Source organism: Sphaerothrix gracilis Ecp01 (assembly GCF_030405905.1).
GTDB lineage: Bacteria > Cyanobacteriota > Cyanobacteriia > Phormidesmidales > Phormidesmidaceae > Sphaerothrix > Sphaerothrix gracilis.
This window is the reverse complement of the sequence record NZ_JASATW010000032.1, coordinates 23,841-44,572: the sequence shown is the minus strand read 5'-3', so window position 1 is coordinate 44,572 and position 20,732 is coordinate 23,841. Positions and strand designations below refer to the sequence as shown.

The 20,732-nt window shown below is 51.3% G+C and carries 17 protein-coding genes and 1 pseudogene; 7 read left to right on the top strand and 11 right to left on the bottom strand.

All coding sequences use genetic code 11. From position 1 onward, the window contains the following. Window positions 1-67 precede the first annotated feature (67 nt). The 6 genes and pseudogenes from QJQ48_RS24070 to QJQ48_RS24045 all read right to left on the bottom strand — a co-directional run bounded on the left by QJQ48_RS24070 (window position 68) and on the right by QJQ48_RS24045 (window position 6,357). On the bottom strand, window positions 68-877 hold the full coding sequence (locus QJQ48_RS24070; RefSeq protein WP_346293795.1) for a formylglycine-generating enzyme family protein: 810 nt from the start codon (window positions 875-877) through the stop codon (window positions 68-70). 328 nt (window positions 878-1,205) lie between these two features. After that, window positions 1,206-1,442: pseudogene (gene avd / locus QJQ48_RS24065) on the bottom strand (diversity-generating retroelement protein Avd); the annotation flags it as partial. A gap of 152 nt (window positions 1,443-1,594) precedes the next feature. Next, window positions 1,595-3,154, bottom strand: coding sequence for a formylglycine-generating enzyme family protein (locus QJQ48_RS24060; protein WP_346293794.1), 1,560 nt, complete (start codon window positions 3,152-3,154; stop codon window positions 1,595-1,597). After that, window positions 3,121-4,233, bottom strand: coding sequence for a hypothetical protein (locus QJQ48_RS24055; RefSeq protein WP_346293793.1), 1,113 nt, complete (start codon window positions 4,231-4,233; stop codon window positions 3,121-3,123). The genes QJQ48_RS24060 and QJQ48_RS24055 overlap by 34 nt, the downstream gene beginning before the upstream one ends. Beyond that, window positions 4,226-5,266: an AAA family ATPase gene (locus QJQ48_RS24050; protein ID WP_346293792.1), complete on the bottom strand. Its 1,041-nt coding sequence runs from the start codon at window positions 5,264-5,266 to the stop codon at window positions 4,226-4,228. Before QJQ48_RS24050 ends, QJQ48_RS24055 begins: the two co-directional genes overlap by 8 nt. Continuing rightward, window positions 5,263-6,357, bottom strand: a complete 1,095-nt coding sequence (locus QJQ48_RS24045; RefSeq protein WP_346293791.1) for a hypothetical protein — start codon at window positions 6,355-6,357, stop codon at window positions 5,263-5,265. The genes QJQ48_RS24050 and QJQ48_RS24045 overlap by 4 nt, the downstream gene beginning before the upstream one ends. Window positions 6,358-6,557: 200 nt before the next feature. Here QJQ48_RS24045 and QJQ48_RS24040 point away from each other — a divergent pair, with 200 nt between their 5' ends. Together QJQ48_RS24040 and QJQ48_RS24035 are read left to right on the top strand one after the other, a co-directional pair. Beyond that, window positions 6,558-6,875 carry a TRADD-N-associated membrane domain-containing protein gene (locus QJQ48_RS24040; protein WP_346293790.1) on the top strand — a complete coding sequence of 106 codons (318 nt, stop codon included), beginning with the start codon at window positions 6,558-6,560 and terminating at the stop codon, window positions 6,873-6,875. Between the two features lie 255 nt (window positions 6,876-7,130). Then, window positions 7,131-8,093, top strand: a complete 963-nt coding sequence (locus tag QJQ48_RS24035) for a hypothetical protein (protein WP_346293789.1) — start codon at window positions 7,131-7,133, stop codon at window positions 8,091-8,093. 66 nt (window positions 8,094-8,159) lie between these two features. Here the strand turns inward: QJQ48_RS24035 and QJQ48_RS24030 are convergent, their stop codons facing one another. The 3 genes from QJQ48_RS24030 to QJQ48_RS24020 form a co-directional block, all read right to left on the bottom strand. Beyond that, complete coding sequence (locus tag QJQ48_RS24030) at window positions 8,160-10,262, bottom strand: IS1/IS1595 family N-terminal zinc-binding domain-containing protein (protein ID WP_346293788.1); 2,103 nt, start codon at window positions 10,260-10,262, stop codon at window positions 8,160-8,162. Window positions 10,263-10,329: 67 nt separating this feature from the next. After that, window positions 10,330-10,881 (bottom strand): hypothetical protein, encoded by a 552-nt coding sequence (locus QJQ48_RS24025; protein ID WP_346293787.1) that lies wholly within the window; start codon window positions 10,879-10,881, stop codon window positions 10,330-10,332. 159 nt (window positions 10,882-11,040) lie between these two features. After that, entirely contained in the window at window positions 11,041-11,550 is a 510-nt protein-coding gene (locus tag QJQ48_RS24020; protein ID WP_346293786.1) for a hypothetical protein, read from the bottom strand. 268 nt (window positions 11,551-11,818) lie between these two features. On the opposite strand from QJQ48_RS24020, the gene QJQ48_RS24015 reads away from it, so the two are divergent. The 3 genes from QJQ48_RS24015 to QJQ48_RS24005 all read left to right on the top strand — a co-directional run bounded on the left by QJQ48_RS24015 (window position 11,819) and on the right by QJQ48_RS24005 (window position 16,524). Further along, on the top strand, window positions 11,819-12,022 hold the full coding sequence (locus tag QJQ48_RS24015) for a ribbon-helix-helix domain-containing protein (RefSeq protein WP_346293785.1): 204 nt from the start codon (window positions 11,819-11,821) through the stop codon (window positions 12,020-12,022). Further along, on the top strand, window positions 12,019-12,612 hold the full coding sequence (locus QJQ48_RS24010; RefSeq protein ID WP_346293784.1) for a hypothetical protein: 594 nt from the start codon (window positions 12,019-12,021) through the stop codon (window positions 12,610-12,612). Before QJQ48_RS24015 ends, QJQ48_RS24010 begins: the two co-directional genes overlap by 4 nt. 387 nt (window positions 12,613-12,999) lie before the next feature. After that, the gene (locus QJQ48_RS24005) at window positions 13,000-16,524 is read left to right on the top strand and encodes a plasmid replication protein, CyRepA1 family (RefSeq protein WP_346293783.1); all 3,525 of its coding nucleotides are present in this window, start codon (window positions 13,000-13,002) and stop codon (window positions 16,522-16,524) included. Between the two features lie 278 nt (window positions 16,525-16,802). Here the strand turns inward: QJQ48_RS24005 and QJQ48_RS24000 are convergent, their stop codons facing one another. Beyond that, entirely contained in the window at window positions 16,803-17,129 is a 327-nt protein-coding gene (locus QJQ48_RS24000; protein ID WP_346293782.1) for a plasmid mobilization protein, read from the bottom strand. A 464-nt stretch (window positions 17,130-17,593) separates the two neighbouring features. After that, window positions 17,594-18,835, bottom strand: coding sequence for a relaxase/mobilization nuclease domain-containing protein (locus QJQ48_RS23995; protein WP_346293781.1), 1,242 nt, complete (start codon window positions 18,833-18,835; stop codon window positions 17,594-17,596). 702 nt (window positions 18,836-19,537) lie between these two features. On the opposite strand from QJQ48_RS23995, the gene QJQ48_RS23990 reads away from it, so the two are divergent. Both QJQ48_RS23990 and QJQ48_RS23985 read left to right on the top strand, forming a co-directional pair. Beyond that, window positions 19,538-19,879 carry a type IV secretion system DNA-binding domain-containing protein gene (locus QJQ48_RS23990; protein ID WP_346293780.1) on the top strand — a complete coding sequence of 114 codons (342 nt, stop codon included), beginning with the start codon at window positions 19,538-19,540 and terminating at the stop codon, window positions 19,877-19,879. 128 nt (window positions 19,880-20,007) lie between these two features. After that, the gene (locus QJQ48_RS23985; protein WP_346293779.1) at window positions 20,008-20,616 is read left to right on the top strand and encodes an HARBI1 family protein; all 609 of its coding nucleotides are present in this window, start codon (window positions 20,008-20,010) and stop codon (window positions 20,614-20,616) included. Window positions 20,617-20,732 lie beyond the last annotated feature (116 nt).

The window sequence follows — 20,732 nt, the reverse complement described above, 5'->3', positions numbered from 1 at the left end:
CCTTATAAACCGTATATACGGTTTATAAAAAAAAGCGCAGAGGGCAAGAGGGCAAAAAAGCAGAGGGCTACTGAGTCCTGGGCGCAACGCACACCACCCGAAAACCGAGGTCGTCGATCGTGATGCCGGGATAGTTCCTGACGCGGAAAGCAGAGCGACAGTTCCTAGCATCGCGGTCCCAAGAACCACCGCGCCTTACTCTCTCTAATTTTCTCCTGCCAGAAGATAACTGGGTACCGCCATCACTGGGAGCACTTTCGTAGTTCTCATGCCAGTGATCTAAACACCATTCCCATACGTTGCCATGCATGTCATGTAAACCATAGGCGTTTGCCGGAAAACTACCGACAGGGGTTGTTTTACCACGTCGTTCTCCCCGTGGCCCGTTGCCATAAGCATCGCCCCGATAATTGACTACCTCGGTCGTAATCGTCTCGCCAAAGTGAAAGGGCGTAGTCGTCCCGGCGCGACAGGCATATTCCCACTCGGCTTCGGTGGGCAGACGGTATTCACGGCCCATTTTTATAGAAAGTCGCTGGCAGAATTCAACGGCATCGTTCCAAGAGACACATTCCACTGGGCGATCGCCACCTTTGAAATGCGACGGGTCTGGATTGAGCGATCGCTTGACCTGAGGATAAGCCGCTACCGCTCGCCACTGCACCTGAGTCACCGGATAGCGACCCATCAAAAATGTCGGCACCGTAACCGAGTGCTGGGGGCCTTCTCTTGATAATCGCTCTGGCTCGCGATCGGGCGATCCCATTGTGAAGGTGCCGGAGGGAATTAGCATGAGATCTAGGCTGATGCCGTCGCCTAGGTTCTCAGTAAAGCAATAGTTCTGTTTACGCTCTCGGTGAGTGATCAGGTTTGGCATGGAGAAGGAATCTAGAGGGGAACAGGCAACTCTTCAGCTAGGCTTACCAAGCTACCTGCTCCGGGTTTATTTTTGGATGCTGGTGCATCGCTGGAATAGGTCTGGACTTTTCGTAATAACGCCCGACAGATATCCCACCTGCCAGTTCTGACTCTAAAGAGTGCTGGGCGCAACGCAGACCACCCGAAAACCGAGGTTGTTGTTCGTGTTGTCGGGATTGTTCCTGTTGCGGTAAGCAGAGCGACAGTTCCTAGCATTGTTGTTCCAAGAACCACCGCGTTTTTGCGGCCTATCCCTTTTGTGGAATAGCGGCTTAGCAGTGGGGCGAATCAAACAGTAGACGAGTTTGATAGCGCAAAACGTCAAGCGGAGTATTGAGTTTTTGAAGCTGAGACATTTTTTCTCTAGCATAGCGAGCCTGAATCAAGCCTTCGAGCAGATCGTATAGCCCCGAAGCGATACGATTGCCGAGGTTAAATTTATGATCGCGAGGTAAGCGATTGAGAATAGGAATGTACCACTTGATCAGGTCGTATGTTTTCTGAATGATGGGTACCTCTGACATGGTCTCAAGACGGCAGAAAGAAAGCATTGTCAATCTACTGCCAATTCGCACAGACTGAAGGTAAATTTTCCTAAAATATTTATACCTTATAAACCGTATATACAGTTTCTTGCATAAAAGCGCAAAGGGCTAGAGGGCAAAAGAGCAGAGAGCTACTGAGTCCTGGGCGCAACGCACACCACCCGAAAACCGAGGTTGAGGATCGTGAAGTTGGGATAGTCCCAGCTGCGGTAAGCAGAGCGACAGAACCTAGCATCGGCGTTCCAAGAACCACCACGTATTACTCTTCCCAATTCTCTCTTGTCAGAAGATATCCAGGCACTGCCATCACTAGAGACACCTTGGTAATTCTCATGCCAGTGATCTAAACACCATTCCCGCACGTTGCCATGCATGTCATGTAGGCCATAGGCATTTGCCGGAAAACTGCCCACACGAGTTGTTTCACCGCGTAATTTTCTTTCCGGCCCATTGCCGTAAGCATCACCTGCGTAATTAGCCACCTTAGTCGTAATTGTCTCGCCAAAGTGAAAAGGCGTGGTTGTACCGGCGCGGCAGGCATATTCCCATTCGGCTTCGGTGGGCAGACGGTATTCACAGCCTGTTTTTATAGAAAGTCGCTGGCAAAATTCAACAGCATCGTTCCAAGAGATACGTTCCACTGGGCGATCGCCACCTTTGAAACGAGATGGATCTGCTTCTAGCGATCGCTCGACCTGGGGATAAGCCGCTACCGCTCGCCACTGCGCCTGAGTCACCGGGTAGCGACTAATGAAAAACGGCTCAACCGTGACCTCGTACTGTGGCCCTTCATCGTCGTATCGTCCTGTCTCGTTTGGTGGAGAACCCATTTGAAACTGGCCGCTCGGAATCGCCACCATTTCTAAAGCCACATCTGGCGCTAGCAGTTCCGCAAAGTAGAAAGCCTGCCGCTGCTCTCGCCGCGTAATTTTGTCACGGGCGTTGACAGTCACCGTCTCAAACTCAAAGGGCTGTAGCTCATCTGAAACGGTCGCTTCATCCTCAGCAAAGGTAAAAGTCACCACCTCAAACTCTTTTAGCTCCAGTACAAGGCCCGCCTGGGTTAGCGCCGCCACAACAGAAGGCGTTTCATCAATCGGCTCTCCCTCAGCCGTCTGGTCAGCCCAGTCCAGCAAAATAGGCCGAAACGAGGAAGGCAGCCAATCCGCGTAGCTCTCGACCAAAGCGGCCAAACGCAGCCGTTCTTTGAGATCTTCGGTGGATGCCAAGTGCTGAAGCTCTCGCTGAATGGCTTCATAAGCCGCGCCAGGGTTGAGACAAGCTAGGGCTGTCCAGTGGGGATGATCGCCAAGCCGCAATGGGCGATCGGTATTTTCAATCCCTAGCCGGTAGCTAATATAAGCCGTCATGAACGCTTCTAGTTCATATAAGCGCGGCTCTCCAAAGCGACTACGGAGCCGCTGAAGCAGATGCTGACGGAGTTCTCCAGCAATCTCATAAAGGTCGTAGCCCACTGGATGCCATAGCCCTGAAAGCAAAACATCTGCCGCCCCATACCAGGGGCACGCCATCACAAAGTTTTCGCGCAGACAGTAAACCAAATCCGTCGTGAGCGCCAACGGAAACGCCGCATGACAGGCCAGATCTAGCGCAGCCGTGCCATAGCGCTGCTCAAACGCCTGAATTTGGCGCTGGGCTATCGATTGCGAAGGCTGGGAGGAAGTGACCATAAGGGCATCTTAGCGGGCGATCGCGCTTGAATAGCCATTTGTAAACTGCTCTGGGCCAGCGGCACCATGCGCCCCGTCAAAATCTTATCAATGAGCTGAGCTGAGGTGTGTGCCCAGCGATGGCGCGGCAGCGGATTAAGCCAAAGCAAATCATGCACACAGGGAAACACTCGCGTCAGAAAGCGGGTAATGCCTTGGACAAGTGGAGCGCGGTAGGTACCTGTCGCTGCACCGACCTCACTCACGACTATCATCACTGTACTGGCTCTATGCAAACGCGAGAGCACTGTACTCAAAGCCGTGGCCTGACTGGGAAACTGCCCGTCATACAGATAGTTATCCGGGTAGCCGGTAAAGCGATAGATTTGACCAGGGCCGATTCTGCCCTCTTGTAAAGCTGTCAGTAGTGGCTGCAGCGCCGGGCGAAAGGGACGCATAGCTTCGCTATCGTCTACTAGCAGTAGTAGATTGGCCCGACGAACTCGGGTAGGGCGCAAGACGACTTCGCTAAAAAAGCCAACCCGACTGATCTGATCAACTGTGGCCTCTAAATCTAGCTCGTAGGCAGAGCTGTCTTCTAGCTGGCGCTGCTGCAAGCGTTTCCATAGGGGGGCGATCGCCATTAGCGGCAGTGGTAGATCCACAGGGGTCAACTGAAAGTGAGTTTGCTGCTTTGATGGCTGAACAGCAGGAGGCCGGGTTTTGGCCGCAACGGGAGCTTGAATTTCAGAGGCAGCGTCTTGAGAGACTGTCCGGCGGGGCGGCACCTGTGGCAAACGCGATTGAAATGATTTCTCTGGAGCGGGTTGGCGGGGCACAGGCCGATCAGGTGGCTGGAGCTGCTGGCGGCGCTGCTGCACGTAGCGATCGAAAAGCTGATCAAAGCGATCGGCATCAAAGATGGGGTCAGGCTTGAGCCAAAGGAGTTTGCACACGCGCCTAAGATCTGACCAGCTCTTGAGACCAAAGCCCTGATTGAGTGCTTGTTGCAGCAGATCGTATTGCTCTAGAGTCAGCGCTAGCCCTGCCTGCCGGAGCTGCTGAAATAAATCTAGAAACGGCGGTGTCAGCTCACTCATCGCCTTGAGCCGGGAACTGCGTTCGGTAGAGATCCTGATCCGGCTTCGTCTTGAGCAGAATGCCCAACAGGGGCGATCGCTTGGCTAAGTTTTTTAGAGCGGCGGTGGCCTCTGCGACGGGTTTGTTGAGTAGCGCCATCAGAAACTCTAGAAACTCGCTAGTACCGGGCGGGCGGCTCCCTGGCTGATCGCTCAATAAGACTTTTACTTGCTCAAAGTGGGCGATCGCCTCTTTGACCAGTTTTTGGCGATCGGCGGGTACCCGGCCAAAGCGCTTTTTGATAATGGCTAGTAGTTGAGCCTGATCGGGAAAGGTGACATAGAAATAAAGGCAGCGCCGCAGGAATGGCTCAGGTAGAGGCTTTTCACGGTTACTGGTAATGATGATAATGGGCTTCTGCGCCGGTGAAGAGATAGACTCTCCTGTTTCTGGAATTTCAAAGCGTAGCTCGTCCAATTCAAGCAGCAAGTCGTTTGGGAAGTCGCTATCGGCTTTGTCGATTTCATCGATTAAAACCACAGGGCGATGCGACTGCACCTGCAAAGCCTCTCCTAGCGGGCCAAACTCGCGGTATGATTTGCGATCCTTTAAACGTTCTTTGAGCTGATCGCTTTCTCTTTTACCTAAGTAGTCTTGCAGACGCTCTGGATCGGAGCCGACGAGCTGGGCATCTCGCAGACGGGCTACCGCATCGTAGCGATAGAGTCCATCTCGCGCTCGGCCAATCGACTTCACGTTCCAAATGAAGTAAGGCCACCAAAGAGAGTTTTCTCTTTCATCAGCTTGTTGAGACAAATTCTTTTGGGTCAGCTCATAGGCTACAGCGCCCGCTAGGCGTGTTTTGCCGCAGCCGGGTTCTCCCTCTAGCAGTAGCGGACGCTGCAGGGCGATCGCCAGATTAACCGCTTCTTTGAGATCATCGCTGGGTATGTAGGGATGGTAAATACGTCCTTTGAGATCTTCGACGCCTGCTTGGGGCGGCTGGTAAGCATCAGCGCCGGTGTAGGTGTAGTCAAACTCAGGCTGATTCATCCGGCTAAATTCCAGTAGGGGAGCATCTGAGCAATATCGATCTGACCAAAGGCATCACATATATCTTCGAGCTTATACAGAGGCGGACTGCTATCGCTTGTTAAAAGGTCAACTTGCTCTTCATACGGTTTAGTCGAACGGTCTTGTAGTAACTTGGATACCGCCTGAAGCCTTAACCAGAAAGTTATATCAGCGGCTTCAATACTTCGTAAAGGTGGTAGCTCCACAACACAGTCTGAATATGGACAGGTATAGCTAGCCGATTCAGTCAGGATGAGAACAAAACATCCCTTTAGCAAGCAGGGAGTCTCACTCATCTGAGCTTGTAGAGGCTGCCAGAACTCTTCAAAAAATAGCTTGAGATTTCGCCTCAACCCATCAATTCCGTACACGACCATCACAAATGGCTTAGTTCGAGCGCGATCGCATAAAGCTTGAAAAATCGCAATTCTCTCCACGGTCGATCCATCAACCGTTGATACGTTTAGCTTTTGGGCTAGACTTATCCAAAACTCATCAAAGTTTCGACGTAGTGTCGTGCTAATTTCCAAGGGATACCTTTCAGCAATCTCGTAGCTAGGAATTTTCAAAAATAATCGCTTAGCTAACCACTTCTGAATTCGAGGATCATCTGCTCTCACTAAAAATGCTTTAACTGTTCCGTGACGTAAAGTATCACGGAAAGCCTGAGATTGTTTGTCATAATCGAGCTGATGCAAGCACTCGTCTAAATGCTGCTCTGGAACAATCTGAAATTCAGAACCGCTTGGAATACCAAGCTGCGATCGCCAATCACAACATTTCAGATAAAGATAATCAAATAGATCAGGAAACTTGTTGTTTTCGCTTTTGTACGTGACCTCAGCATCAAAAATTTGATAAACCTTAGTCATATTACGTTTAAAGTTGGTCAAGCTATTGGGATCGTCAGGATCAAGCTTTTCCAATGCTTTTTCATCACCATACTTGCTAAAAACTTCAAGGTTTTGATAGCTAAATCTTAGCAATAGCTTTTCTGTGGGTGCCTTTGGCAGTTCGTAGTCATAGGCAATTTTTTTCAAAAAGTCGTTCCATAGCTCATCAAGCACCATACCAGCAAGCTCTATCTTGTGTAGTCTTTATTTTAAGTAGAATATTTTTTCTACAGCTCAGCACGGGTCAACTTTGTTTTCAACTCAGGTCCATAGTGAGTCTTTCTTTTTGAGCGCGATTTGTAGAACATATTGGTGATTTTCACAGGTGTTTATTCTTGCGATCATCGTGTTGTCGATGCAAATACAAGTAAAACACCATGACCAACAAGCCTCTGCACTTAAAAAGCCAATCCACCCGCTATTCTGGCATAGCGGTAGAATCAGCCGCAAAGCAGGAACTCCTGCGTCAAGCCCGGTGGGAGTTTAACCTACACTTCACTGTATTGGCCGTATCTCTACTAATCAGTACAACAGGTGGAATCCTACTGCTGGCCGGTAAGACAACAGAAGGCGCAGCCACAGCTTCTGCCGGACTGGTCTCAAGCACTTTCTGCGCTCAGCTTGGTAGGGAAACTCAGGAAAAGCTAGAGCGGCTGACGCCACCCGACCAAAACTCCGACCGGACTTCATCTTAAAGACGCATCTCGATTTGGGACATGATGGGCGATCGCCTGATGATTTTCTGAGTAAAGCGATCGCCCTACTGTCTGCAAACTCCTGGGGCAGGCCCTAGCTAAATTTGTGTGCGATCGCCTACTGATAGAGTCTTTGTGTCATCACCACTCAAGACATCACGCTTTGACTCCTTTTAAGGTTACGCGACCGCAATTAGCCGGAACTCTAGTGTGACCTGATGTATAACTACCTTAGTAGGGCTTAAAGGTCAGTTTGTGAGCCAGCATGATAGCCACGCCAAATATACTCCACGTATTTTTTCGACAAAAACAGAACAGCTAGCCGCGCGTCCTTTTGCCTCGCCTCGAACTTCAACATCGACGCCCGACCTGCAAGCCAAAGTTGAGAGATCTAGGGCTGTTGGATTTAATCCTGACAAAATCAGTCTATTTCCGGCTACCCAGGTCAGTACAGGTGACAGCATTCCTACTTTACAGAAGGATGATAACGAGAAGTCTAAGACTGGCCCCGGTGAAGTTGCTCCACCTACCTATGGCGGCGTCGTACCGATTCCAACGGGGTTGGATGCAGGGCAATGGTACAACCTAGACCGCGAATATAATCCAACTGATCCAAGCCGCTCTTTCTGGAAAGCATCTGTTTACAATACGCGAGAAAACAACTATTGGGCCTACCGCAGTATTGCCCAACGACATGCTTTCTATAAATTTGCTGACGCTTATCTCAACTCTGTAGACAAGGCAATTAAAAGCCAGTGGTTTGAAGCGGCTGCAATTGTCACTGGAAAAAATGCCGTAGGCGCTGCTGAGCGCATTAATCTCTGGTATCTCTCTGACAATACTGATCAGTTTTTACAAGCTGGCAATAAGTTCTTGTTCAAGTACAACATGAAGAACTTTAGCTACCTGATGCAGGGTAAAGATATTCCTGGTATGGAAGGACTGCGCGGTCAAGATCTAGACAATGCCTTAGTTGAGTTTGAGCAAACTAAAGTTCAAGAGTTTACTGATAATTACAGCGGCGATGGCTCTATTGAAGATATGACGGCTGAAATCAACAGCGCTTTCGATGCCTACCTAGCCCCTGATCTAGTGAAAGCGGTGATTGAAGAAAGCTTTGAAAACAAAGGCATTGAGTTTGATTTTAAGAAGTATCGACACCGGGTTATTTTAGGGCAGCAAATGGTTGATAAGCTCTACAAGCAGGAAAATCATTAACATAGCTTCTAGAACATAAAGCGATCGCCCTTTACACAAAGTCTTCGCGATCGCCCGACTCAGCCACTAAGCCTGAAAATTCCGTGAGCAGTCCTTGCATTTATAGCGCTTGCGGCCTTTGCTGCCCTTGCCGTTACGGGTCAGATTCTCTGAACCGCAGTCGGGGCAGGTGACTTGGGCCACGATCGCCTGATGACCTTCGCCAACGGCAATCCCCTCAGCTTTAGCCCGGTCGTACCAGTAGCCGGGTGGCGGGGCCTGCATCAGGAAGGTGTCGCCGCCGTTCGGCAGGCGCACCAGCAGCACGTACTGCTGCCTAGCGGCGAGACGGGCTTCGTATTCTTTGGTCAGGGTTTTGCGCTTGGCGTCGAGGATCTTGCCGTCAAGTTCGCCGCTGTCTTGCAGGACTAAGGCAATGTTGCCGCCGGTGTAGAGGTTCAAGGACTGCTCGAAGTCGTCGCGGTTGAGGCCGATGCGAGAGCACAGCGGGCTTTGGGTGACGTAGAGCACTTTGATGCCTTTGCCTTTTTCCAAGGTCAGTCCTCTGCCGACTTTGAGGCCGGTGCGAATGGCTTTCTCCACACTTTTGGTCACGTCGCCTTTCTTGTTGCCGTCGGCTTCGAGGGCGTCGTCGTGCAGGATCTCTAGCTCGTCGATCGCGAATAGATGGGGGTCGTAGCTGGGTAGTGGTTCACCTTGGTCGGCGCACTGGCGGGCTTCCGTCAGGCGAGCTTCAATCAGGCGGCTGAGTTTGGTAACGCCTGTCAGGCATTCGCTGAAGCCTTTGTAGTCGGGGGAGTGGCCCTGCCAGGGGGTGAAGGGATACTTGGGATCGAGCAGCGTTAGGCCCATCTGTCCCCGGTAGAGCAGCCGGTAGATGTTGAGGATGTTGTCGAGCAGGGTGGACTTGCCGCTGTCGGTGGGGGCGTTGATGCGGACGTGGTTGGCCTGGGCGATCGCCTCTAAGAGCTTGTCTGATGGCGGCTCAGTGATCTCAACGGGCAGGTCGATGCGGGCGTCTTTCAGCTCAAAGTGGATGCAGCCGGATTCGATCTTGGGCTCTGGTTTTTTGACTAGCTCAAAGGCAAGCTGGAGAGATTCTAGGTGGTCTTTGATGCCTTCTAGGGTGGTGGCTCTGGGACGCACCCAGATCAGGGATTTATCGAGCTGGGCTTGACAGCGCTCGGCGTCGAGGATGATGCCACGGGCCAGGTAGAAGTCAATCAGCTTGTTGCCGATGATGTCGGCTTTGCTAGCACCCCGGAAGGGGGCGGGGTTGCGGTACTGGCGCAGTTCACCGTAGAGCTTTTCGGTTTCTTCCTGCTTAGCCCGGTAGGCTGCGCCAAACTCGGCGCGGGCACCGCCGAACTCTTGGGCGTATTGGGCTAGGGCGGCGTCTAGCTCTTCGTAGAGTTCTTCGTAGGGCTGTACTACTTTGCTGAACTCTTCCTGCAGCCGGGTGTCTCTCTGGGCGATCGCGGCTCTGAGCTCTTCGATCTGGGCATGGAGGAACTGTTCGCGCTGGCGGTGTTCACTCTTGAAGTGTTTAATCCGCTCCAGCTTGTCGGCTTCGAGGGCGTGCTGCCGTTTTTCTAGTTCGGCTTGGAATTCGGCGCTCAGCTGGGCCTGAAGCTGCTGGCGATCGCGCTCTGACTGCTCGGCTTGTTGCTGGCGCAGGCGCTGGATCGCGGTCTCGGTCATGTCGGCTTTGATTTCGGCGGCGGTGGCGCGGGACAGGTACTCTGGGCAAAGCTGCTCGTATCTGGCAATCATCTTTTGGCCTTGGTGGGCAGCGGCAATCAGTTCGTGGTTGCACTTGAGCAGCTGTTCGCCGCAGGCGTGCTTTTGCTGTTTCTCTTGCTCTAGGGTTGTCACCTGTAATTTGAGATCGTCTATCTGGCGGCTGCCCTGATAGATTTGCGCCTGCAGGTAGGCTCTCTCGGCTTGGAGGGCTTTGGCAGCTTGGTCGCGAAGGTGTTGCTGCTCGGCGGTTAATTGCTGGAAGCGCGCTCTGATTGACCCACCCACCAGCAGCGTGGCGGCGCTGTAGCTGCCCGTGGCCAGGGTGGCGAGTTGTCCCAGTTTGCGGCTGGCGGGCATGAGGCAAAGGCTTAGCGACAGGGCTAGGGCTGAGGCGGCGGCGACCTGATGGTTGAAGATTGGTTTCATAATGGAGATATCCGTTTTAGGGCGGTGATGGCGGGACAAAGGGCGCAATCCTTTGTCCCGCTCTGGGTTAGCTCAGCACTTCGATTTGTTTGGGCAGCAGCTCTCGTTTTTCGGCGAGCATCCGGCGGGCGTGTTCGATGTCTACCTGTAAGCCTTCGAGCCGCAGGTCCCAGGTTTGTTGCTGCAGGGGCAGGGTGGCCTGTTCCCCTTGCAGGGTGATATTGAGTCCTTCTAGCTTGGCCTGTTCGATCTGGGTGGTGGTTTGGGCCTGCTGCAGTTTCACCGTTTGGGTATTGAGCTTTTCGTAGAGGACGGCGTTTTTGGCGGCTGAGAGCTGGCCTTGGACGCTGATGCCTTCAGCCACCTGGAGTTCGTTGGACAGCGTCAGGTTTTGCTGCACAATTTTGACGGCGCGGATCTGGCCTTGGATCTTCTCTAGCCGCTGGGTGTATTCCACTTCGCTGATGGAAGGGACGGGGCTGGAGGCGGTAAACAGGTCGCTGGGCAGGTAGTCAGCGGCTTGGAAGTGAGTGGCTGCTGTTGAAGTTCGAGCCGGAGTAGAGACCATGCCAGACTTCGGCACTCTGGTTTTGGCTCTGGTCTTGGTGGTGGTTGCCATGATTGTTGCGTCCTAATTTCTTAGTTTTTTGTGGCTGAGGTCAGCCTCAGCGGATAGCCTCAGTTTCTTGAAAGCCAGACGGGCTTACAGTTTCGGGTGTCGTGTGAGATGGACTACGGACATAGCCACAAATCAGCCAGCCAACAATCCCCACGGCAATTACGCCGATGAGGATGACTCGCCAGCACCAGCCTTTCCCGACAGGGTTCCGGCTTCTGCAGCCTGCACAGTCGATTTGAATGCAGCCTGCTTAGTTTCTAGGGCGGCGTAGCCAAGCTGGACGCCGCGAAGCTGGAATTCTTGTAAAAGAAGCTGATCGCTGACGCTCATCGCTTCGCGATATTGAGCGTTGAGCTGCTGCGATCGCTCATATTGCTGCTGCATCTGGCTGATCACCTGTTGTTGCTGAGTTTCAAAAGCGGCTAGGCGTTGCTGCTGTAGGGCTAGGTAAGTAGTGTCATTCCCAACTGGAACGGGACTCGAAACTGACGGCAGAGGCAACGATGCGCTGATGTGCAGGGTTAAGCCTTCGGTTGGCTCACTCACCAAAACCTCAGTTGGGCTGAGCGGAATATTTTTGGCTAAAAATTGCTGGCATGCAGCGGCTTGAGCTGCTTCCGACAGTCCTTCAGATGTGTCAAAGCCATTTTCATTCAGCCAACGGCGCACGCTGGTCTTAGGCAGTTTGTGTATTTTGCAGAATCTACTGAGCGATTGCATTGTGTAAAGTCCTTTGAATCATTACTAGTACTGGCTTGGAACGAGTTGAAACAGCTCTGCACAGAGCCAGATAGAACCAAGCCTGTTTTTATGCTGTTTCTATTTGTTCCAAGCATAAACTATCATAAAAGTAACTTAAGTGCTATAAAAAAGCTATCTTCGGAAGAAGATTATAGCGAAGCCGTTACGGACTAGTAGTATTAGGCTAGATAGATAGATGGCTCAAGCCTTTGTGAGTAAGCGATACTTTGTCACGCTACCTGACGGGATAGCTGCGGCCCTCGACAAGTGGGCTGAGTCTGAGAACAACAAGCCAACAACTCTAGCTGCTTTCTTGATAGAGAAAGCAGTTAGAGAGGCAGCAGATAAAGCGATCATCCCGCCTATTAGTCAAATTGAGAGTAAAAGTGAGAGTTCATGACCACAGATCGATTAGACCGAATTGAGGCAATGCTAGAAGCGCTAGGTCAGCGTCATCTGGAAGCTAACGAGAGACTCAGTCGTATCGAGTCAATCACAGAGAGCAACGCTAGAGCAGCCAATGAGAGACTCAGTCGTATCGAATCAATTACAGAGAGCAACGCCAAAGCAATTACTGCTAACAGCAGCGCGATCGCTGAAACTCGCAAGATAGCTGATAGCAACGCTTGTTCCATCGAAGCTTGGGCACAAACGATTCAAGACGACCGAGCCGATCGCGAAGAAGAAGATTCCCGTATTCGCATCGATCTAAGAACCACTCACGACATGATCAGCGGACTGATACAAGAGCGGCGTACTGACTGGGCCGAATGGCGACGGCAGCAAGAAGAAAGAGATCAGCGCTTTACCAATCTGCTAGAAGACGCTAGAGAAGATCGCAAAGCCAATCAAAAGAAGCATGAAGAGATGCTAGCCCGCATGGATACTGACCGCCGGGAAAACCAGAAAGACCATGATGCAGCGCTGGAGAATATTCAAGTGCTCTTAGTCGAAATTGCCCGTCTCTGGCAGCGACTAGAAGCTTCCTAGTAAAGCCAGCGCAGATCGCCTAGAATTAACCCCAAACGCCCCTAAAGGAGGTGATGTCTACTGAAAGTTCCTGAAAGCAAGTCCCTAAACACGAGAAAACGCTAGCAACGACACCGGCAAGTGAACTGCTAACGCTCTCTGAGACCAGAAGCCATGTCCCGAAGGACAGTGGCACGGGATTTGTTTATTAAATTCTCATCATCATACTAGCGCTATTGGATCGTTTTGAACAAGAGTGCGCCTGTTTGCTGTGCCATTTTTTTTGAAAATTTCCACTTCGACTTGTTAAAAGTGGCTTTTTCCAGGCAAACCCAATGACGCCACAGCCTAGCCCCGGTGATGAGAACGCCTCATTTCTGCATCGCCCAACGCTAATGACTTTGAAACATGCCCTTCGAGTTTCAGCCGGAATGCTGTAGCCGTTCAACCACTCTCAGCATTGATAGGGAAAGCGATCGCCCCTTACACATTCACCCTCACCACTGGCACGAGCTAACAGTTGACAGCGCTATTCTGCCTGAGATAGCGTCTCTCAACTTCCGCAGCTTGTCAGGCGACGGGATTATCGAGTGGCTAGCAGGTGATGAGCTAGCGCAGCTCAGCGGCTACTCCAGCCAGTACGTCACCACCCCGGTCAAACGCATCTTTGAGCGCTACCAGTCAGTTATCACGGGCGGCTGGGCCTTTTCAGGACTCGATCCGCTGCGCCGCTTTGGGCCGATGGAATGGGGCTGCTTCAAGCCTGATAGCCCTCGCCTCAGCCAAGACGGTAAGCCCGTTAAGTACGAACATCCCGCTAAAACTCAGACGCGGCTGTTCATTCCCAGGCCCTCTGGGAACGTGGGACTCAAGATTGCCCGCAGACACGGTCTTGAGAGCGCCTACAGAACGCGGATCCCAGACCTCAAGCTAGGCGACTGGGATGAAGGCTTTTTTAGCTGGTGGCTGTCACTCGATCCTGACATTGCGCCAGTTGTGATCACAGAAGGCGCTAAGAAAACCGCCTCCCTGCTCAGTCAAGGCTATGTCGCCGTCGGCATCCCCGGTGTCTGTCAGTGGAACATTCCCAAGACCCGCGAACTGATACCTGAACTCGAAGTCTTTGCCGCTGCCGGGCGAACCGTCCGCATTTGCCTGGACGCGGATACCAAACGCAGTGCCCGCCGCACCGTTGAGCGTGAAACCGCCAAGCTGGGCGCTGCCCTCAGACGCTATGGCTGCAAAGTCGAGGTGATGAGCTGGGATCCCAAACTGGGCAAGGGCATTGATGATGTCATCGCTAGTCACGGCCCTGAAGCTATCGAAACAATCTATGCCTCGGCCATTCGCTTTGAATGCTGGGCACTTAGAAGGCAATCCGCCTTGACGTTCCAGCCTAACTGGGTGGCCCCTGACGGGGTGAAGTATCTAGAGAGCGACCTAGAAGCAGACTGGTTTGACGAAGAACCTCGCCTCATTCCCTTTCCCAAAACCGCCAAGCTACTGGCAATGAAAGCGCCCAAAGGCACTGGCAAAACTACCGTGATTAAACGGCTAGTGGCTGAGACTCACGCTAAAGGTCAACCTGTTCTGTTTGTCTCCCACCGGGAACAACTGACTCAGGCGCTCTGCGATCGCGTTGGGGTCTTAAGTATCTATGACGTCAAGGACGCCAGCCAGCAGAACCGAGAACAGGCACAAGCCGATGTCCTTGCTCACGGCATGGGTCTTTGTATCGCCTCGCTGCACCCAAACTCACAGGCCCAGTTTAGAGCTGCTGACTGGGAAAACGCTCTCATCATCATCGACGAGACTGAGCAGGTTATTTGGGAAATGCTCAACTCCAGCACCTGCCGCAAAAATCGCATCGCCATCATCCGCGAGTTTAGATCCCTGATGGAAGCCGTGCTCTCACCTGAGAGTGAAGGCCGAGTCATCCTGGCTGACGCTGACCTCAGCAACTACTCGGTCAACTTCATTCGCGGTATAGGGCAGCAGCCTCACATAGAGCCGTGGTTGGCGCTGAGCCACTGGCAAGCAGGCGGTTATGACTGCCGCTCCTACGAGCGCCCCGAAGATCTGCTGATGCAGGCTGAGGCTGCTATTGAGAGAGGGGAAAAGATTTTGGTGATGACCGACAGCCAGAAGGCCAAAGGCCGCTTCAGCACCAGCGCCCTGGCCGCCCGCTGGCAGCAGATGTACCTGAACAAGCGGATTCTGGTACTCGATAGCAAAACCCTTCACCGCAAAGACCATCCCGCTTATGGGGCGATCGCCAGTGGCAAGCTAGAGGAGCTGCTGAGCCAATACGACATTGTGATCTGCTCCCCCTCAGTCGAGACCGGCATCTCCATCGATCTTAAAGGTCACTTTGATGCGGTCTACGGCTTCTACGCTGGTGTCCTCAGCGAGAACTCTATCCGGCAGTCCCTGCTCAGACTACGCGAAAGAGTACCGCGTCATGTCTACATCGCTCCCCACGGCTTAGAGAGAATTGGCGGCAGCGAAACCTGGTACAAAGCCCTGGCTGAAACCCAGGAGAAGTGCGCTAGAGCCACGCTGAACCTGCTCTATGAAGCAGGTTGTGACGATATCGAGAGTAACCTGAGTCAGGCGGCCACCGTCGCCTGGGCCAAGATGGCCGCTCGTCACAACACCGGCAGCGCGGCCCTGAGAGAGTGCGTCCTGCAGGGACTCAGAGACGAAGGCCACCGCGTCACTGAAGTCACTGGTACCGACGACGAAGCCCGCCAAGAGCTAAAGGCAGAACTTAAAGCTGAAAAACATGACCGGCTGAGAGAACGAGCACAGGCCGTTTGTGAAGCCACCAGTGTTGATACCTCAGAGCTAGAAGCCCTAGAGCAGTCCCGCTCAGTCGATAACCTAGCCCAAGAACTCGCCTTGCAAAAAGCCCAGCTCCAGAAGCGCTACCAGTTAGAAGCGATCACCCCCGATCTTTATATCCTCGACCAGGTCGGCTATGGGGCCAAGCTGCGTTTGCACTACTACCTCACCGTTGGCCGGGAGTATCTTAAGAACCGCGATCGGGCCAAAGTTAACAAGCTGCTCAAAAACAGCGATGGCGCAATCTGGGCACCCGATGTTAACCGGGCTACGCTCATCACCAAGATTGCTACCTATGAATACTTCAACGTTCTAGACATTCTGGATCTAGATGAGCTGTCGGAGCACATGCCTCAGGTCAGGGTGCTGGGGGAAGCGGTTCAAGGTCAGATCGCCAATATTCGGGTTGCCTCCGGCATCAATCTCTATGGCACTACCAAACCCGATGGCTCAATTGACTATATCGAGATTGTTAGACGCTTTCTCAAGCCCCTCGGCTTTAACTTGCCGCTGTGCCGTCGCGAAGGGCCGAGGGGGGAGCAAGTGCGGATTTACCAGCTTGAGCAAGTCGATTACAAGACCTTCAAACTTGAGGGAGAAGCGATTACTTATCAAGTTAATCGCCATGAAATTTACCAGAGATGGCTAGAGAAAGACGCGATTGCAGAAAAACAGCCTGAAACCCCTGTCATAGAAAGAGTAGAGGCCGTAGTCAGTGACAAATCGGTAGTCAGTCAGGGTAATAAGAAGTCTTTAATTAGCTCCGGTGACTACCAAACCAAACATCCCCCCGCTTCCTTTGAAGAACGGCAGATTGAAACCTCGCTGAGCCAGATAGAAAGCATTTGTCTAGAAATTCTCCAGACCTGCGACTGTTGGGGTCAGTATCTCAGCGTCCAAGCTACAGTTGGGATGCAGCGGCTAAGAGCACTCTGGAAACGGCTGAGCAACCAACAGCGCCACCGAATAACTCTCATGCAGCCAGAGGTCATACCAAGCGATCGCGTCAAGCCCGAACCTAAAAAACTCGTATGCAGACGTTCATCAACTGCCGCTCAAAACAACATGTACAGGTTTTGCATTGCCTGACCCAAATGTACCTTTCAAGGCTGACGAAATCTATGACCAAATAGCCCCATTTTTCCCCCATCTAGCCCCACAAATTCCCCATTCAGCCCCACAGCTTCCCCATTTGACACCGCAGAAAAAATGAAAAAAGTCTGGTTTTTAGCTGTTTCAAGCAGTCTATATTTCTAAGCAACCCCATTTTTCCCCCATCTAGCCCCAGATTTACCCCACAAACTCCCCATTTAGCCCCACCGCTTCAAAAGGCACTGACAGTTTTTTTGCCCCTCGATCTTAAAAGCCTAAGAACATTGAGTCGCTTCAAATAGGTCTAACAGCTTCTCAACTAGCAAAACAAAGTTGTACTCTAAGCGATCTTGTTTGCCGTCAACTTCATCGCTGGGCCGAGAGAAAGTAATCTCTAACTCGTCTTCAAGAATGAACTTCAAGGTCAGCAACTGAGCCTGGATCGCTCCCAGGCGTGGCTCTAAGTCAATTGATCTGTGGTCGGCTAGAGCCAGCTCTCGGAGGAACTTCGAGAGACTAAGCCCACGCTGATGAGCCTTACTGACAATGCGTTCTTTTTCCGCAGAGGAGACTAGAATATAAATCCGTTCTGTTCGAGCCAAGATGAAAATTGAGCCTAGTTTAGATATTTACTCAGATGCTATCAACAAAATAAAAATGTGGCTAGTTTTAGACAGAAAAAGGGATAGAACCTGGCGCTAAAAGTGGTATGCGTCATCTTTGCATTGCCTGACTTAGTTGCGGCAATTTCTGAAGGTGAAAATCTGTATTCAGATGTATCTATTTTGATTCAAATGTATTCAATTTTATCCAAATGTATTTAGATTGATTCAAATGAATTCAGATAAAGAGGTCTAAAAATAGAGAAATGACCCTGTTTTTTCTCTCAATGGCAAATACTTGTATTCAAATGTATTCAAAAATATTCATTGTGATTCAAGTGTATTCAAATAAATATGAAGCAGAAATGGCGTTTGTTCTAGGTTTAACAAGTAGATTACATTATTTAACTTAAGCCCAATCTCTTCAGCAATACTCTGCAAAAGAACGAACAGCTCAATCATTGCTACAGTTCTCTAGGGCGTCTGCGCTGTGGCCTTGCCCGCCGCGCTTGTCTAGCCGCTTCTTGTCTAGCGGCTGCCTGGAAATGCTCTACATGATCAACCGTCAGCTTCGAGCCTTTATCATGCCAGTGGTTATTTGAATCCCGCTGAGCCATTAGAATCAGCTCTTTAGTCTCGCTATGGTAAATCCCTAGCTTGGAGTCTCGCTGTCGCCACGCCAGCCTGTGCTCACCAATATCTAGCAACTCCACACCTTCCTGTCGTTGCGTGCCCCGGCTATGAAGTAACATCTGCCTGAGAACTGGCGCGAGTGTCTCCACGCGCTGCTGTTGTCGTCTTTCTTCTACAGATTGAGATGACTCTGCTGTGATCTCTTCAGATGACGGTTTAACCTCTACGTTTGGTTGTGGTCGCTCTGCTGTCGTTCCTAGGGTCTGCTCAATAGCCGTCATTGAGTACGCCCGGCCAAGCTGGCTACCGGCAAAAGCAATACCGTCCTTCTCTAAACTCCAACCGCGATCGCTGACCTGTACGTCAATGCCTTGCTGCGCTAGAGCATCTGTAATGGCCTCAACTGAGCTAGCTTGCTCAATTGCCTCATCAAGTACCTCCTGAAGCTGACTTTTAACAGTTGGCTGAGGTGGCTCAGCGCGTGGATGTTTAGGATCCTCATATTGAGCTTGTTCAGCAGCCAGACGATGTACTTGCCCAGATGAATCCCGGCAGCGATCGACTTCCCAGCTATTGGGCTCAGCAGTCAGGCCCATCTCCTGCTCCACGTCACGGATGGCACTTTGAAAGCGGTAGTAGTCCCAAGAAGTCGGAGCGGCAGTGCCGTCGCTTTTAACTCGATTGACTACAAGATGAAGGTGAGGCCGAACCTCATCAGAGTCCGGATAAGTCGTATCCTCATGCAGATAGGCCACGGACTGACACTCCTCTAACCCCGCTTTCTCCAGAAAACTAACCGCAAGCTGGTTCCAATCAGCCCGTGAAGCCAGCTCATCGGCTTGAGCTACTGAGATAGAGATGTGATAGCAAGGCTTTTCAACGCGATCGCTTTTGGCTGCCCTAGCTTCCATTGCTGCGGCTACGACGAGGGGATTGATGGGTTGGCCTAGCAGAGCATTGAAGCAGCCGGGCGTAGAGGTATGAACAATCTGAGGGGGCTTATCTTCTCTCACAGCTACGTAGCGATGGGTAGCGCGAAAATCCTTAGTGGTCTGGGCGTTAACGATTGCCATCAATCTGTATTGCTGAGTTTCGATCAAGAAGCGCTGTCCTTGCTCAGTAAGCAAGAACAAGGAAAAACGAACTAAATCAATTTTTTCTCTTCTGATGCTAAAACAAAAATATCTAGATCGAATTGATAATTACTCGACCAAAAGAAGGAAATTTAAAAGCCTGTACAGATTTTGCATTGCCTGACCTAAATTGATGTGAAAACAGTTTTATTTATTGACCCCAGAACACACCGAAATCCACCAGAACGCACCAAACCAGCCCAAAACACCCCAAAAATCACCAGAATTCCCCAAGTTGCCCCAAGAAAAAATACGAAAAAATGGCCTATTTTGGCTTTCTTTTCTAAAGTCAACCCCAGAACACACCGAGACACCCCAAATCACACCAGAACACCCCAAATCACCCCGGAACACACCCAGCAGAAAAAGCCAATTTATATTACACAATCGGCCCATGCACTAAAGTATACAACTCTGATTCTTCTATCAAAATCTGGGCGAGGAAACGAGATAATAATACTCTGAGTACGACATTGCTCCTCTTGATAGCACTAAGCTTTGTTATAGAAAGGATCCAGAAGAGCTGTTTCAAGAACGTAATCAGGCACAGCAAAAACTAGAACGGGCGCAGGCCAAACTACGAGAGCGGGGCATTGATCCCAGTGAACTTGAGTAGAGGCCCCCTTGCCCTTAACGATTTTTGTGTCACCTTATAATTGCTGTTTCAACAGTAAGAGCAAATCAAACAGTATTCTGAGATGCCACCCTCCCCAGGCGGCAGAGGTGGCCGCTAGCATTGTTGGCAAGCAGGATCGGGTCATTGTCACAGAGTCCCGCACCCATGAGGGGTTGCTCAGCGGCTCAAAGACCTACACGGAGAATATTCGCGGGACACACATTGTCATGCCTTCGGAGCTCCAGGTGCTTCCGGAGCTGGTGGGTTATCTCGATATTGCGGATGGGTTACCGCCTGCCAGGGTCAAGGCGCAGTATCAGGATTATCCCAGGGTGAATCAGCGAATCGTCAAAAACTTCAAGCACTAGACAAAGCAATAAGTAGAACAAACAAAATTCAGGATCTTATAGAAGACCTCGTTAACGAAATTGGTGGATAGTTTAGGATTCATCGTCTAACGGGTGTCCTCAACCAGGCGCTAGGCAACGAACGGCAGTTGCCAGAGCGCGAACCCGCCAATCTAGAAAGTGTGCTCGATGCCTGTCCCAGTTTAGAGTTCATCATTGATGGCACCGAACGCCGGATCACTCGCCCCAAAAACAAAGCCGACCGCAAGCAGTACTACAGCTGCAAGAAGAAGTCCCATACGGTTAAGAATCTAGTGATTCATGACCGCAAGGGCAAGGTGCGCTACTTAAGTGACACCTATGAAGGCAAGAAACATGACAAAGCGATTGCCGATAGCGAGCACCTGTCGTTCCCTGAAGGCAGTACGTTATGGCAGGATACGGGGTTTCAGGGCTTTGCCCCAGAGGGGGTGACGATTCAACAACCGAAGAAGAAACCTCGCAACCGCTCTCTGACAACCATTGAGAAGATGAACAACCGAAGTATTTCCAGCCTTCGTATTGAAATGGAACACCACATCGGTGGCGTCAAACGCTGCCAAATTCTAAGACAACCCTTTTGCAATTGGCTTGACCACTACGTCGATGACGTGATACAGACTGCCTGCGGTTTGCATAACTTCCGCCTGACACACCGAGCAAAGCCAGGTCGTCTAATGGGTCAAGCCGCTTGCCCCCGAGATAGGAGGATATGGTGACTTCAACCGATTCCTCTCTTATTTCCGATAAAGTCTAATGAGATTATCTTGACTCATGGTGTATTACTTATCTGGTCGTTTCACTTGCCAGAAGGATACGCCTTTTTTTTCCCTCC